Consider the following 14,042-nt stretch of genomic DNA (forward strand, 5'->3'; position numbering starts at 1 on the left):
CGGTTCGCTTATTTCGACGCTGCGGGTGCAGGGGCAGCAGCAGCAGCAGGCGCCGCGCCAAAATACTGGGCGTAAATCTTGTTGTAGGTGCCGTCGGTCTTGATGTCGGCCAGGCCCTTGTTGAGTTTTTCCAGCAAGTCGGCATTGCCTTTTTTCACCGCCAGACCGTATTGTTCGGCCGCGAAGCTGGCGTCGCTGATGGTCTTGAACTTGGCGTCCTGGTTGTTGTTGACGTAGTGCACCACCACGCCGTTGTCGGCCACTACGGCGTCCACGCCGCCGGCTTCCAGCTCTTTCAGGGCCAGGGGGGTGGACTCGAAACGCTTGATGTTGGGGCTGGCCTTGCCCTGCAGCTTGGTGACCACCTCGTCGCCGGTGGTGCCGTTTTGCACGCCCACCTTGAGTTTTTTCAGGTGGCTGAAGTCGGCGATTTTGGAGTCTTTCTTCACCGCAATCAGTTGTTGCGCGTCAAAGTAAGGTGACGAAAAATCCATGGTCTGCTTGCGCTCGGGGGTGATCGTGATTGCCGAAACCAGCAGGTCGCGATCGCCCTGGTTCAGCGAGTTGAAGATGCCTTCCCAGGGCGTGTTCACAAATTTCACCTCGATGCCGGCTTTTTGCGCCACGGCCTTGACCACGTCGATATCAAATCCGACGATCTCGCCTTTTTCGTTCTGTGATTCGAAAGGGGCATAGGCGGCATCGGTGCCGACTACATAGGCCCGGGCTGCCGGTGCCGGAGCCGAGGCGGCGGGTGCTGGCGCGGTGGCTGTCGGTGCCGGCGGCTCCTGCTTGCCGCAGGCCACCAGCACCAGGCTGGCCAGCAGGGTGCCGGCAGTTTGCAGGAAATATCGTGTCGTGATGAAAGGCATGAAGACCTCGTTGGGTTGAGTTGATGGGGCCTGCAGGCCAGGTCAAAAAAGTATAAACCGGCCATCCCCCGGGTTTACCCCCTGCGCCTTGCGGCTCCCCCCGCTGTCAGGTCCGCTGCCAGGTCTCGCGCTGTCAGATCTCGTCAATGCTGGTGGACAGCGCGGGCTGGGCCTGTGCACTGGCCGCTTCCAGCGAGAAGCGTTCCCGTGTGTTGATGTAGAAGCTGGCACCAAAGCGCGCCACCGGAAAGTAGTTTTGCAAGCGGACGCGCCACAGCTCGGTGTCAATGAGTCCGTCGCGGGCATGCAGCCAGTGCACCTGTCCGATGAAGATCTGCCGGCTGGGCGTCTCCAGCAGCTCGTACAGCGTGCACTCAAAGGCCGCGGGCGCCTCTGCGATGCGCGGCGGCTTCACATGCCGTGAGGGCGCCGTGCTGAGTCCTACCTCGGCCAGCTCGCTGACATCGGCCGGAAAGCGCTCGCCGCAGCGGTGCATCTGCCCGGCCATGGCTTCATCGGTCAGGTGGACGACGAACTCGCCGGTGCGCACGATGTTGGCCGCCGTGTGCTTGAGCTGGCCGTCCTGCAGCCGGTTGATGCTGACCATCACGATGGGCGGCTCTTCACCGAGCATGTTGAACATGCTGAAGGGCGCCGCATTGACGACGCCGTCCTCGCTGAGTGTGGTGATCAGCGCAATCGGCCGCGGCACGATCAGGCTGGCCATGAGTTTGTAACGCTGGTATTCGGTGATGGCTGAAAAATCGATGTCCATGGTCAGTTCTTTGTCGGTTGGCTGGTGATGGCGAGTGGACCCGGGCCACGCGCCGGGCGATTTAGCGGCCGGTATAGCGGCGGGGCCGCCCGCGTGAGGCGCCGCATGTCAGGCCAGTCCCAGCATCTGGGCCAGGTTTTTTTCGGCCTGGGGTTTGTCCAGGCAGATGCGGCGTTCCAGGTCGAGCAGGTGCTCGTTCATGACGCGCACCGCCTTGGCGGGTTCCCCGTTTTCCAGGTAGTCCACGATGCGCGCGTGTTCGTCATGCTCGCAGGCGGTGTTGCCGGGCGGCTCGTACAGGGCGACGATCAACGAGCAGCGGGACACCAGTTCGTGCAGGTAGCCGTGCAGCACGGCGTTGCCCGACAGTTCGGCCAGCTGCAGGTGGAAGGCGCTTGCCAGGCGCGCCCAGGCCGGCTGGTCCGCGCGGTGCAGTGCTTCATGCTCGTCGCGCAATTGTTTGCGCAACAGCAAAATCTCGGCCTTGGTGACGCGCTGTGCCACCAGCGGCACGATGGCGGCCTCGAGCAGGCGCCGCGCCTGGAAGATCTGGCGCGTTTCCTCAGGCGTGGGCGCGGCCACCACCGCGCCGCGGTTCGGGCGCAGATCCACGATGTGATCATGGGCCAGCCGCTGCAGCACCTTGCGCACCGTGGCGCGGTTCACCGAGAACAGCTCGCACAGCGCCTGCTCCGGCAGCTTGGTGCCCGGCGCGATGCGCTGGTTCATCACGCTCTCAAACACCGAGTGGTAGATGCGGCTTTCCGTTTCCGACAGGCCGGGCAGCAGGGGAGCTGCGGCGTCGGCCGGCATGCCGGTGGCGGGTGCGGGTGCGGGTGCGCGTTTCCTGGCGGTACTCATGCGGCTGCTCCGGGGAAAACCTCGTTCATGTGAGCGCAGATGGCGCCGGGCGTGGTGAACCAGATGCGGCCCTCATCGCGCAGGCGCGCTAGATGTTCCAGCGCCCGGCGCAGATGGCGCAAGCGGTAGGGCTGACCGACGATGTAAGGGTGCAGGGCAATGCCCATGACCAGCGCCTGGCGGGAGGACTGCTCCAGCATTTCATCCACGTTGTCTATCACCATCTGGGCGAAATCCTTGCCGTCCATCTGGCGCGCGATGATCATTGGAATGTCATTGAGCTCCTGCGGGTAGGGGATGGACCACAGCGGGCCGCCGCGTGTGCGCAGGCGCACCGGCTGGTCGTCATGGCACCAGTTCAGGGTGTAGCGGTAGCCGGTTTCCGCCAGCAGGTGCGGTGTTGCCCGGCTTTCGGAAATCCACGGCGACAGCCAGCCAGCAGGCGCCGTGCCGCTGCACTGGGCGATGCGCGCCCTGCACGCCGCGAGCAATTCCCGCTCCTGCGGCTCGGCCATGTCAGCCTGGCGTTCGGCATTGGTGTGGCCGTGGCCGATGAGTTCGTCGCCCCGGGCCGCGAATGCGGCGACCAGTTCGGGGCAGTGGTCGTACAGCGCGGTGTTGATGAGTGTGCCGGTCGGCAGGCCGAGCGCGTCAAACAGCTCCAGGCAGCGCCACGCGCCCACCCGGTTCCCATACTCGCGCCAGGCGTAGTTCAGCACGTCGGGCTGCGGCGAGGCCGGGCCCAGGTTGGAGCCCAGGCCCTCGCCAAATGCGAAATGCTCCAGGTTAAAGCCCAGGTAGACCGCCAGGCGCCGGCCGCCCGGCCAGTGGTAGTCCGGCCGGTGATGGATGCCCTGGAAGTCGAACAGGCCGTGTCCGGGAAGCGGGCGGGTCGCCATGTCGCTGGCGGATGCCGGGCTCATCGGGACAGGCCCCTGATGCAGGCGCTCAGACTCCCCTGCGGCGGCCTGGTGCGGGCTGCTGCACGGATTTTGTGTCTGGCTGTCTGGTTTTGGTGTGGACGCATGGGATGCCGGGAAGGGGGAATCAATGGACTGGCTTGAGAAATTTTGGTATCAAGATGTTTTATTAATTGTAACCAATATGAATAATTAATTGTATATAAAATTTACTGGTGAATGTTAACAATTTTGACGACGTGGTACGAAGCTTGCGTTGGCGAGGGAGGACGATTGAACCCTTCCTTCAAGAGAAACGCCATGTTCTTGTTTTGACGTTCATTCACCGGCCTGCTCTCGGGCGGCGAGCAGCAGATGCTGGCCGTGGCGCGCGGCCTGATGGGCCAGCCGGTGGTGTTGCTGCCGGACGAACCTTCGCCGGGCCTGGCACCCAAGATCATTGAAGAGCTGTTTGCCGCGCTGGACGCCCTGCGCCAGGAATCCATGACCGTGCTGGCCCCGTCGCTGGCCAACCGTGCCTACGTGCTGGAGTCGGGCGCGTGGTGGCGCGGGGTGCGGCGCAGTCGCTGATGGCCGATGGCTCGCTGGTTAAGGCCTACCCGGGCGGTGCGGCCTGAATCTGGTTTTAAAGGGTTTTAAAGCGGACCGGCCAGCCCCAGTTCGCGCACCCGCTCGATATGCGCCAGCAGGGAGCGCTTGGCCACCGGCCAGATGCGTGCATCGACGTCGTCGTAGGCCTGAGCGACCCAGTCGTCCAGTGTGCCCTCGGGCTGCGCCTGCATTACGCCGATGATCTTGGCCTCGCGCTTGAGGCGGTGCGCCTTGAGCTGGGCAATGGCGGCTTTTGCGTGCCCCAGTACATAACCGTGGGCCGGGGCGATGAATTCAATCTGGTGCTGGTCGCAGGCGCTGCTCAGCAAATCCAGGGAGTCGAGATAGGCGCTCATGTTGCCGTCCGGCGGGTCCACCACCGTGGTGCTGCCGTTCAGGATGTGGTCGCCGCTGAACAGGATGCCGTCTTCCAGCAGCACCAGGCACACATGGTTGGCGGCGTGGCCGGGGGTGTGCAGTACTTTCAGGGTATGTGTTATGTCGCCCTCGGGCCCGGGCGCCATCAGCGCGAGCAACTCCTGATGCTCCAGCGCTCGGTCCGGCGTGAACGCGCTGTGGGCGCGCGCGGTGGGCTCCGAGGGCAAGCCGAGGATGGCGGGCCGGGTGTTGCACAGGGCTTGCAGGGGTTTCGCGCCCGGGGAGTGGTCGGGGTGCGAATGGGTGCACACAATCATGCGGATGTCGCCGCCGGCTGCCCGGTACAGCCGGTCCAGGTGATCCGCATCGGCAGGTCCCGGATCAATCGCGATGTAGCCGGTGGCAGGCTCGCCAACGAGGTAGCTGTTGGTGCCCGGGCCGGTCATCACGCCGGGGTTGGGCGCGGTCAGGCGCATCAGGTTTCTCAACAGCATCACGGGCTGCGCCGTTTGCCAGTCCAGCGTGTGCACGATCTGCCCGTCGGGAGAGGTGAGCGCCAGTTCGCCATAGGGCGCTTCGTGTTCCATGTAGCGCGCCTCCTTGCCGGCCAGCAAGCCGGCGCGCGGGCAGGATGTCCACAGCGGCGCCTCCATCGCGCAGGCCTGGAGCACCGCATCGACATCGGGGTAATGCTGCAGCCTTTCCAGCGTGCGCAGGGTCGGGAAGATCATGAAGAAGCTGCCGGCGTGGTGCCGGGCCAGTGCCTCGGCCGGGCGCACCCAGACCGGCTCGAACTGCTCGGTTTCGTCCGCCACCGGGCTCTGGCCCTCCGGCATGCGCGCCACCAGAAAGGGCACATCAAAGCGGCGCGGCAAATCGCGGTCGGTCACCCAGTGGGCCAGCACAAACACCTGGTCACCGGCCAGCGTGAGACCGCGCTGGCCGCACTGGGCGGCAAACGGGGCCTTGCGGTCCAGCGCAGCGATGTCGGCCGTGCTGGCATAGCGGCCGTCGGCATGGCGCGCCAGCAGCACGCCCAGTTCTTCAAAGCTCTCCCGGATGGCGGCAATCGCCTGCGTCAGGTGCAGGTCACTCTGGCCGGGCCGCCGCGTGGACTGGCCATGCGCTTGGGCATCCGCCGCATCAATGCCGCCGCCCGGAAACACATAGGCGCCGGGGGCAAAGCTGGCGGTCATCGAGCGCCGTGTCATCAGCACTTCCATGCCCTGCGCTGTGTCGCGCAGCAACAGCACCGTGGCCGCCGGGCGGGTGGGGACGGGGTCGCGCTGGGGATAAAGGAGTTGGGTGGGTCTGGTCATGGCCTGATTTTGCAGTGAAAGAGGGGAAGGCGCTGTCCCGCCAGCTTACTTCGGGTCCGGCCAGCGGCGTCCGATTGGTAGCGTGCTAAGTGTTAACCGCAATGGCGCGGCGGCGGGGCGGTCCTGATACTGGCAGCCATTCAATTTGCAGGTTTCAACCCATGACGCATCCCATTTTCAGGACCGCACTGGCCTTGGCCGCCACCACGCTGTGTGCCTGCAGTCTCAGCGCCTTTGCGCAGACCACCCCGGCTGGCGCAGGGCAAGCCTGGCCGTCCCGGCAGCCGATCAAATTCGTGGCGGTGTTTCCGCCCGGCGGCTCGGTCGATCAGGTGGCGCGCATTTTGGCGCAGCCGCTGTCGCAGCAACTGGGCCAGAGCATCATTGTCGAAAACAAGGGCGGCGCGTCGGGCTCCATCGGTACCGCGGCCGTTGCCGCAGCCCCTGCGGACGGCTACACCTTTGCGGTGGTGTTCGATACCCATGGCGTCAATCCCAGCCTGATTCCCGGCCTGCCGTTTGACACGCGCAAGGATTTCGCGCCGGTCTCGCTGATCGGCACCTCGGCCATGGTGCTGGCGACTTTCTCAGCGTCCGAATACAAGACCTTTGCCGATGTGGTGGCAGCAGCCAAGGCCAAAAAGAATGTGAACTACGGCAGCATCGGCTCGGGCAGTCTCGGCCACCTGGCGATGGCGCTGCTGAGCAAAAGCGGCAACATCGACTGGCAGCATGTGCCCTACAAGGGCGGTGGCCCGCTGATGTCCGATGCGGTGGCCGGCCATGTGCCCTTGTCCATTGGCTCGGTGTTTGTGACCAAGCCGCACATCGACAGCGGCCGCCTGCGCCCGCTGGTCGTGACGACCAGCAAACGCTCGCCTGATCTCCCCAATGTACCGACCGTGGCCGAAAGCGGTTTTGCCGGTTTTGATGCGCCGGCCTGGTGGGCCATCGTGGCGCCGGCCAAAACGCCGCCCGAAGTACTCAAGCGCATGAATGAAGAAGTGAACAAGGCCTTGAAGAACCCCGAGATTGCAAAAAAACTCAGTGCACAAGGCATTGACATCGTCGGCGGCTCACCGGAGTCGGCCCGTGTCTTCATTGACAAGCAGATCGACATCTGGGCCAAGGTTGTCAAGGAGAATGGGATCAAAGCTGATTAAGTTGGCCCCCACGGTCGCTCACTGCGTGTAGCTCCCTGCCCCCCGAGGGGGCCGCTGCGCCTGCGGCCCGGCGAAGCCGGTTCCGCGGCCCCTGCTGGGTGGGGAACTTCCCCCGGTCGCTGCGTGTAGCTCCCTGCCCTCCGGGGACCCTTCGTTTTTCAGTGCGCGCGGGCCTAGCCTCGCCGTGACCCGGTTCACTCCTCCGGCGACACACCCAGCGCCACCAGAAAACGCGCCACCATGTTGTAAGTGGCAATCGCGCTGGTCAGTTCGACCAGTTCCGTGTTGTCAAAGTGCTCGCGCAGTGCCGCGAACACCTGGTCGCTGACCTTGACGTCCAGCGTCATCTGCGCGGCGTACTGGATCACCAGTTGCTCCACCGCCCCCAGCGCCGGGTGCGCCGTGGTTTTGCGCGCATCGTTTTTGACCAGGGCCTGGAGTGCATCCAGCTCGGACTGGCTGCCGCCGGCGGCCAGGAAGTCTGGTGCATGGTGACGGTACTCGTAGTCGGCGCCGGTCAGCAGTGCCACGGTGCAAATGCCCAGTTCGCGGAGCTTGCGGCTGGTTGGCAGCCCGGTGCGCACTGCGCCCAGATAGATATTCCAGGCCCGCGCCAGCGGCTCGCTCCACAGCAGCGCCTTGTCGAGGTTGATCATGGTGCCGCCCCGGCGGGCCAGGATGGCGTCCACCAGGTCCTGTGGCTGGGCCTTGAGGCTGGGAGTCCATTCGGGAATGCGCATGCTTGTCTTTCGTGGTTGAGGGGCGGTGGGCAGCGCCGCACAGCGGCACGGTGCAGCGTCGGCAAATAAGGTTGGCGAACAAGGTCGGCGGATAATGGCGCAATGCTAATCCGTTTCACAAAAATGCAGGGTGCGGGCAACGATTTCGTGATGCTTGACGAGACCCGCGGGCGCCTGAACCTGTCGACTGCACAGTACCGTTTTCTTGCCGACCGGCACTTTGGCGTCGGCGCCGACCAGATCCTGTCGGTGCGGCCTTCCCCGGCGGAGGGCATTGATTTTGAATATGTGATCCACAACGCCGATGGCGGCGAAGTTGAGCAATGCGGCAATGGCGCGCGCTGCTTTGTGCGTTTTGTGCGCGAGCGGGGACTGACCACCAAGGACGCGGTGAAAGTCAAAACCCTGAGCGGCGTGATCGAGCCGCGCATGCAGGCCGATGGCCGCGTGACGGTGGACATGGGCGCACCGGTGTTTGAACTGGCGCGCATTCCTTTCGATGCCGCGGGGTTGATGGTGCAGTCCTCTGGTTCGTGGGAAAAATGGCCTCTTGCTCTTGAAGATAAGGCACTTTCAGCGACTGTTTCCATAGCAGTGCTGTCGATGGGCAATCCCCACGCGGTGCAGCTCGTCGATGACGTGGATACGGCGCCGGTGCTGGAGACCGGCCCCTTGATCGAGCACCATGTGCGCTTTCCCAAACGCGTCAATGCGGGCTTCATGCAGGTCGTCTCGCGCAGCCGCATCCGCCTTCGGGTGTACGAGCGCGGCGCCGGCGAGACCCTGGCCTGCGGCACCGGTGCCTGTGCGGCGGTGGTGGCCGGCATACGCTGGGGGCTGCTCGATGCGCGCGTGGATGTGCAGACGCGCGGCGGCCAACTGACGATTGAATGGGCGGGCGGCCTGGATGCCCCGGTCATGATGACCGGCCCGGCCACCACGGTGTTCGAGTCCGAGATTGAAGTTCCCGAGTTATAAAGCCACCCCCGTCCAGGCTCACTGCGTGTAGCCTGTTCCCCCCTCTAGGGGGCGGCGCCTGCGGTCTGGCAAGCCAGTCCCGCGGCCCCCGCTGGCTGTGTTCGCTCGAACTCTTCACCCAGCATGAGCCGTGGAACCGGCTTTGCCGGGCCACAGGCGGGCGGCCCCCTCGGGGGGCAGGGAGTTACACGAAGTGAACGACCGTGGGGGCCTATTTCTCGCCTATTTCCCTACAATGCCGACATGAATCCAACTGAACATCCCATCACCGAAGACGACATCGCCAATTTCCTGGCCAACACGCCCGACTTTTTCGAGCGTCACGCGGAACTGCTGGCATCGGTGCAGCTCTCCAGTGGCCATGGCAACCGCGCCGTCAGCCTGCAGGAGCGCCAGGCTGGCATGTTGCGCGACAAGATCAAGGGCCTGGAGACCAAGGTGGTCGAGATGATTCGCCACGGCCAGGACAATGTGCTGATCGCCGACAAGATGCAGCGCTGGACCCGCAAGCTGCTGCAGACGGCGCAGGCGCGCGAGCTGCCCGGCACCATGGTGGAAGGCATCACCACCGAGTTCCAGATTCCGCAGGCCGCCATCAAGGTCTGGGGCGTGAACGGCATTTTCTCCGACGAAAGCTTTGCGACCGGCGTGAGCGAGGATGCCCAGACCTTCGCCTCCTCATTGACCACGCCTTACTGCGGTGTCAATTCCGGTTTTGAATCCGTCAACTGGCTGCCCGAGCCTGCGATGGCGCTGTCGATTGCCCTGATTCCGCTGCGCGCGGCCACCGGCGCCCAGGCGTCGGGCCTGCTGGTGCTGGCCTCGCCCGACCCCGAGCGCTTTCACAGCGGCATGGGCACCGACTTCCTGGAGCGCTTGGGCGAACTGGCCGGTGCCGCGCTCTCGCGTTTGCGGGCGCAGCAGACAGCCGCTCCCTGAGCGGGCGCCATGACGCAGACCCCGCCACTTGCGTCCGGAGTTCCTGAATCCAGGCCTGAGGCCGTGCCGGTGGCGCATCCGCTGGTGGAGCGTTACCTGGAGCATGTGCGTGTTGAAAAACGCCTGGCGATGCGCACCGTGGAACTGTACGCACTGGACTTGCAAAAACTGGAGGCCAACGCCCGCCAGGCCGGTGTTGCGCTGACCGATGTGCACAACACCCACATGCGGCGCTGGGTCGCGCAGATGCACGGCGCGGGGCGCAGCGGTCGCGGGATTGCGCTGATTTTGTCGGGCTGGCGCGGGTTTTATACCTGGCTGGGCCGTGAAGGCCTGGTGGCGGCCAACCCGGTGCAGGACGTGCGCTCGCCCAAAGTCGCCAAGCCCTTGCCGAAGGCCTTGAGCGTGGATGAGGCGGTGCAGCTGGCCAGTTACCAGTCCCATGATGAGGACGATCCGCACCTGGAAGCGCGAGACCAGTGCATCACGGAGCTGCTGTACGGCTGCGGGTTGCGTATTGGCGAGCTGGTGGGCCTGGACGTGCGGGCCAGCGGCCAGGCACGGGGCTGGATCGACATGGAGGCAGCTGAAGCCCATGTATTGGGCAAGGGATCGAAGCGGCGCAGCGTGCCGGTCGGCCGTCAGGCCCTGCAGGCGCTGCACACCTGGCTTGCCTTGCGCAGCGACTGGGCCGGCGAGGGCGTCGCCGGCGAGGGGTCAGGCGACCAGGCGCTTTTCATCAACCGGCGTGGCGCGCGGCTGACACCACAGCACATCCGCCTGCGCCTGAAGCGGCGGTCGCTCAAGGCCGGGCTGGCAACCCCGGTGCATCCGCACATGCTGCGCCACTCGTTTGCCAGCCATGTGCTGCAGTCCAGCGGTGATTTGCGTGCGGTGCAGGAGTTGCTGGGCCACGCCAACATCACGACGACCCAGGTCTACACGCGGCTTGATTTCCAGCATCTGGCCAAGGTGTATGACGCCGCCCATCCGCGCGCCACATCTGCTGGCGTGGCTTCGCGGGCCGCCCCGCTGCCCGCAACAGCTCCCGCCCCGCCGGTGGTGAAGGTCAAGTCCAAACCGTGAACCAGGGGAGGGGAGGGTCCGACAAGCAATGAGCTCCCTGAACCGCCCGCGCCCCTGCCTTGATTTGCCCGCCTTGCGAGGTCAGGCGACTTTGGCGACTTTGCGGCTGTAGGCTTGCCGCACAGGCGTCGCTGGCGGCGTTTCACCCAGCAGGAAAACCGCACGCTTGCTTTGCGCGGGCGCCGCGGCCAGCCGCTCCTGCAACTGGGTCAGCAGGCCCTGCGCGTACGAGCCCTGGGAAGGCACGATGGCGTAAGCCACGTGAACCTGGGCCACGCAGTTCACATGCAGCCCCTTGTAGGGCATAAGGCAACGCGCAACGATGCGCTGGGCAAGAATGGCGGCGTCTTCCGGGCTGATGGGGCCTTCCACCAGCATGCCGAAGCGCTGCTCCGAAAGCCGCGCCGCGCTGTCAATTTCGCGGGAGGCGGACAGCAGCCGCTCGGCAACGCGCAGTGGCAGCTCATCGGCCGCCGTGCGTCCGAAATCTTCCTGAATCTGCGCGCCGTTGATCACGTCAATCAGCATCACGGCGCTCTGGTGCTGCAGCCGCTCGGAGCGCGCAATCATGCGGATCAGTCTTTCGCCAAACACATGGTTGTTGATCAGGCCGGTCGCCGGGTCGACCCGGTCCAGGCCCTGGATGCGGCGGGTATTTTCGCGTCGGTGCTGGCTGCGCAACATCAGCAGCACCATGACGATCGGCAGGTGCAGGGCCACGCCCAGCTGCATGCCGTGCTGCGTGAAAAAGCCTATGGGCACCAGATCGGCATTGCGCGCCACGGTCCAGCCGGCGGCAGTGATCACGGGCAGGTAAGCGAGCATCAGCCAGGGCGCAAACCGGTCACCGCGCCGCCAGGCCCAGGCCATGACCAGCATGCCACTGAACTCCAGCAGCAAAAGAGTGGGGATGAACAGGTCCATGCGCGATGCGGCTGGCACCAGCGACAGCACCACCGCGACCGCCATGCCCAGCGCCGCCTGGCCGACCATCAGCCAGTGCAGCCGGGGCAGGCGCTCGGGCAGCGCCACGGTTGCCGAGATGAAAAGTAGCGTGGTCGAGGCCGTCAGCATGGGCAGGACCGACGTGGACACATCGTTCCACCAGGGCCAGTGGGGCCACAGGTGCAGGCCGCCTATGCCGGTCAGCGTCGCTTGCGTGAGGCCCATCAGCGTGACGCACAGCGCATACAAGCCGTAGGCCGTGTCGCGCAGCGAGATGGCGCTCAGCAGGGAGACAAGTGCCGCCAGACCCGTCAGTCCGAAGAAGATGCCGAGGATCAGCGAGATGCGCTGCTCGGAGTAGCTCAGGCGTCCTTCGCTGATGAATCGCAGGGGGGCGCTCAGGGCGTGTCCGTTTTCCAGGCGCAGCAGGTACTTGGTGGGCATTTCCGCAGACAGGGCGATCGGCAGCAGCGGATGGCGGTGCGGCACCGGCCATTTGTTCACAGCCACGAGATCGCCCGCCCGCTGTTCGTTCCACTTGCCGGCGCTGTCCAGTGTGTAGAGCGAGGCGCGGTTGACGGACGGGTAGGGCACTTCAAGGTACCAGCGCTCGGCGTCCGGTGCGGGCGGCACGTTGAAGCGGATCCACAGGGGATAGTCACTCGTTACTGGGTAGATGGCCTCCCCGTTTGTCGGCTGCCAGGGAATCTCGGGGGTATTGAAGACTTGTTCCGGCGTGAACCGGCCGCTGGTGTCTATCCAGTAGTCACCCCAGTCGGCCAGGGGAACCGGCTGGGTCTGCGTGTCCAGGTCGAGTACGGTGCGCGGGTGCGCGTCCACGGAGGTCAGCGCCAGCAGCGATCCCGCCAGCAGGCTCAATGCCAGAGCCGCCAGCCGGGCCCGAACAGCCGGGGTGAAAAGACGGCTTGCGAAGCCCGGGAGTGGCTTGCAATTCCTTAATTGTTCTGAAAAGTAATTAAAAATCATTAACCGTCGATTGTCGCAAATTTTCCCGAAAACGACATCCCCTGAATTGAGGGGAAAGTGCAGAAAGTGCGTGCAGCGTGGTTTTCGGACCTGCGGCCTACCGTGGTGGACCGCAGGGCTCCTCCTTCAAGCCGCGACAATAGCGTCATGAAAATAATTCGACTGAAGGAAGGCAAAGAGCGGTCTTTGCTGCGCCGCCACCCGTGGATTTTTGACGGAGCCATCGCCAAAGGCGGCGGGGATGCTGGTGAAACAGTCAGGGTGGAAAGTCATGGCGGGCAGTTCCTGGGCTGGGCTGCTTTCAGTCCGAGCTCCAAAATCCGGGCGCGGGTCTGGAGTTTTGACGAAAACCAGCGCATAGACGCTTCTTTTTTTGCAGCGCGCATTGCCGAAGCCATCAAGGCCAGAGACTTATTCGACATTCAAAGTGACGGCCGGCGCCTGGTCCATGGGGAGTCCGATGGCTTGCCCGGCCTGGTCGTGGACCGTTATGCCGACACGCTGGTGGCGCAGTTCTCCAGTTGCGGTACCGAGCGCTGGAAAAGCGTGATTGTGGATGCCCTGCTGGCACAAACCGGCCTGACGCGCCTGTATGAGCGATCAGATGCAAGCGTGCGCTCGCTTGAAGGCTTGCCGGAGGCGACGGGTTGGCTGACTCCATCATCGTCCCCGCCGATCGCTTCGCGGACTGCGTTGCCGGGCGAGGGGGCTGATGTTCCCGGGGGCGACACCGCGGGAAATAGCAGCGACACCGAAATCATCATCACCGAACACGACTGGAAACTGAGCCTGGATGTGGCGCAGGGCCACAAAACCGGCTTTTACCTCGACCAGCGCGACAGCCGGCACAAGTTTGCCGCCTACACGCGGCGCCGGCAGTTTGAGCGGGTACTCAACTGCTACTGCTACACCGGCGGTTTTACCGTGGCCGCGCTGGCGGGCGGCGCGAAGCATGTGACATCCATCGACTCGTCCGGGCCAGCCCTGGACCGTGCCAAAGCCAATGTGGCCCTGAACGGTTTTGAGGCCAGCCGGACCACCATGCTGGATGCCGATGTGAACGCTTCGCTGCGCCAGTACCAGAAAGAAGGCCGAACCTTTGACGCCATCGTGCTCGACCCGCCCAAGTTTGCGCCCACGGTGACCCATGCCGAGCGCGCGGCGCGGGCTTACAAAGACATCAACCGGCTGGCGCTGGCCATCCTGGAGCCTGGCGGCGTGCTGTTCACCTATTCCTGCTCCGGTGGCATCAGTGCAGACCTGTTTCACAAGATCGTCGCCTCGGCCGGCACCGATGCGGGTGTGGACGCCTTTATTTCCGAGCGCATGGGCGGCGCGCCCGACCACCCCATGACGGTGGCGTTTCCGGAGGGTGAATACCTCAAGGGGCTGGTGCTGGTCAAAAAGCCGGGCCTGGCCGTTTGACCGGTCCGGCAATGGATCATTCGGTTTTGCTGCCCTCATGCCCTCCTGCCTTTGTTCCCATGT

The 14,042-nt window shown here is 64.6% G+C and carries 12 protein-coding genes and 1 pseudogene; 6 read left to right on the forward strand and 7 right to left on the reverse strand.

The features are described 5' to 3' along the window. Positions 1–8: 8 nt before the first annotated feature. The 4 genes from AC1DUB_RS08175 to AC1DUB_RS08190 all read right to left on the reverse strand — a co-directional run bounded on the left by AC1DUB_RS08175 (position 9) and on the right by AC1DUB_RS08190 (position 3,431). Positions 9–872: a basic amino acid ABC transporter substrate-binding protein gene (locus AC1DUB_RS08175; protein ID WP_477729124.1), complete on the reverse strand. Its 864-nt coding sequence runs from the start codon at positions 870–872 to the stop codon at positions 9–11. 133 nt (positions 873–1,005) lie between these two features. Further along, positions 1,006–1,647 carry a flavin reductase family protein gene (locus AC1DUB_RS08180; protein WP_477729125.1) on the reverse strand — a complete coding sequence of 214 codons (642 nt, stop codon included), beginning with the start codon at positions 1,645–1,647 and terminating at the stop codon, positions 1,006–1,008. A gap of 108 nt (positions 1,648–1,755) precedes the next feature. Continuing rightward, complete coding sequence (locus AC1DUB_RS08185) at positions 1,756–2,508, reverse strand: GntR family transcriptional regulator (protein ID WP_477729126.1); 753 nt, start codon at positions 2,506–2,508, stop codon at positions 1,756–1,758. Continuing rightward, the gene (locus tag AC1DUB_RS08190) at positions 2,505–3,431 is read right to left on the reverse strand and encodes a polysaccharide deacetylase family protein (RefSeq protein ID WP_477729127.1); all 927 of its coding nucleotides are present in this window, start codon (positions 3,429–3,431) and stop codon (positions 2,505–2,507) included. Before AC1DUB_RS08190 ends, AC1DUB_RS08185 begins: the two co-directional genes overlap by 4 nt. Positions 3,432–3,755: 324 nt before the next feature. Here AC1DUB_RS08190 and AC1DUB_RS08195 point away from each other — a divergent pair. Continuing rightward, positions 3,756–4,045, forward strand: a pseudogene (locus AC1DUB_RS08195) (ATP-binding cassette domain-containing protein); the annotation flags it as partial. An 18-nt stretch (positions 4,046–4,063) separates the two neighbouring features. Here AC1DUB_RS08195 and AC1DUB_RS08200 read toward each other — a convergent pair. Further along, on the reverse strand, positions 4,064–5,716 hold the full coding sequence (locus tag AC1DUB_RS08200; protein ID WP_477729128.1) for an MBL fold metallo-hydrolase: 1,653 nt from the start codon (positions 5,714–5,716) through the stop codon (positions 4,064–4,066). 161 nt (positions 5,717–5,877) lie between these two features. On the opposite strand from AC1DUB_RS08200, the gene AC1DUB_RS08205 reads away from it, so the two are divergent. After that, positions 5,878–6,879: a tripartite tricarboxylate transporter substrate binding protein gene (locus tag AC1DUB_RS08205; protein ID WP_477729129.1), complete on the forward strand. Its 1,002-nt coding sequence runs from the start codon at positions 5,878–5,880 to the stop codon at positions 6,877–6,879. 194 nt (positions 6,880–7,073) lie between these two features. Here AC1DUB_RS08205 and AC1DUB_RS08210 read toward each other — a convergent pair whose 3' ends face one another. Continuing rightward, on the reverse strand, positions 7,074–7,619 hold the full coding sequence (locus AC1DUB_RS08210; RefSeq protein WP_477729130.1) for a carboxymuconolactone decarboxylase family protein: 546 nt from the start codon (positions 7,617–7,619) through the stop codon (positions 7,074–7,076). Between the two features lie 102 nt (positions 7,620–7,721). Between AC1DUB_RS08210 and dapF the strand changes: the two genes are divergently transcribed. The 3 genes from dapF (at position 7,722) to AC1DUB_RS08225 (ending at position 10,622) form a co-directional block, all read left to right on the forward strand. After that, positions 7,722–8,597, forward strand: a complete 876-nt coding sequence (gene dapF / locus AC1DUB_RS08215; protein WP_477729131.1) for a diaminopimelate epimerase — start codon at positions 7,722–7,724, stop codon at positions 8,595–8,597. 243 nt (positions 8,598–8,840) lie between these two features. After that, complete coding sequence (locus AC1DUB_RS08220) at positions 8,841–9,536, forward strand: DUF484 family protein (protein WP_477729132.1); 696 nt, start codon at positions 8,841–8,843, stop codon at positions 9,534–9,536. A 9-nt stretch (positions 9,537–9,545) separates the two neighbouring features. Next, positions 9,546–10,622, forward strand: coding sequence for a tyrosine recombinase XerC (locus tag AC1DUB_RS08225; RefSeq protein WP_477729133.1), 1,077 nt, complete (start codon positions 9,546–9,548; stop codon positions 10,620–10,622). A gap of 81 nt (positions 10,623–10,703) precedes the next feature. Here the strand turns inward: AC1DUB_RS08225 and AC1DUB_RS08230 are convergent, their stop codons facing one another. Further along, positions 10,704–12,446: a sensor domain-containing diguanylate cyclase gene (locus tag AC1DUB_RS08230; protein ID WP_477729134.1), complete on the reverse strand. Its 1,743-nt coding sequence runs from the start codon at positions 12,444–12,446 to the stop codon at positions 10,704–10,706. 255 nt (positions 12,447–12,701) lie between these two features. Between AC1DUB_RS08230 and AC1DUB_RS08235 the strand changes: the two genes are divergently transcribed. Beyond that, the gene (locus AC1DUB_RS08235) at positions 12,702–13,979 is read left to right on the forward strand and encodes a class I SAM-dependent rRNA methyltransferase (RefSeq protein WP_477729135.1); all 1,278 of its coding nucleotides are present in this window, start codon (positions 12,702–12,704) and stop codon (positions 13,977–13,979) included. Positions 13,980–14,042 lie beyond the last annotated feature (63 nt).

Source organism: Polaromonas sp. P4_F9, from assembly GCF_056401235.1.

What these genes read in the sequence shown, in the direction of transcription:
- AC1DUB_RS08220 (WP_477729132.1), top strand. Translation starts at nt 8,841, where the DNA reads ATGAATCCAACTGAACATCCCATCACCGAAGACGACATCGCCAATTTC.
- AC1DUB_RS08225 (WP_477729133.1), top strand. Translation starts at nt 9,546, where the DNA reads ATGACGCAGACCCCGCCACTTGCGTCCGGAGTTCCTGAATCCAGGCCT.
- AC1DUB_RS08210 (WP_477729130.1), bottom strand. Translation starts at nt 7,619, where the DNA reads ATGCGCATTCCCGAATGGACTCCCAGCCTCAAGGCCCAGCCACAGGAC.
- AC1DUB_RS08200 (WP_477729128.1), bottom strand. Translation starts at nt 5,716, where the DNA reads ATGACCAGACCCACCCAACTCCTTTATCCCCAGCGCGACCCCGTCCCC.
- AC1DUB_RS08180 (WP_477729125.1), bottom strand. Translation starts at nt 1,647, where the DNA reads ATGGACATCGATTTTTCAGCCATCACCGAATACCAGCGTTACAAACTC.
- AC1DUB_RS08205 (WP_477729129.1), top strand. Translation starts at nt 5,878, where the DNA reads ATGACGCATCCCATTTTCAGGACCGCACTGGCCTTGGCCGCCACCACG.
- AC1DUB_RS08235 (WP_477729135.1), top strand. Translation starts at nt 12,702, where the DNA reads ATGAAAATAATTCGACTGAAGGAAGGCAAAGAGCGGTCTTTGCTGCGC.
- dapF (WP_477729131.1), top strand. Translation starts at nt 7,722, where the DNA reads ATGCTAATCCGTTTCACAAAAATGCAGGGTGCGGGCAACGATTTCGTG.
- AC1DUB_RS08175 (WP_477729124.1), bottom strand. Translation starts at nt 872, where the DNA reads ATGCCTTTCATCACGACACGATATTTCCTGCAAACTGCCGGCACCCTG.
- AC1DUB_RS08190 (WP_477729127.1), bottom strand. Translation starts at nt 3,431, where the DNA reads ATGAGCCCGGCATCCGCCAGCGACATGGCGACCCGCCCGCTTCCCGGA.
- AC1DUB_RS08185 (WP_477729126.1), bottom strand. Translation starts at nt 2,508, where the DNA reads ATGAGTACCGCCAGGAAACGCGCACCCGCACCCGCACCCGCCACCGGC.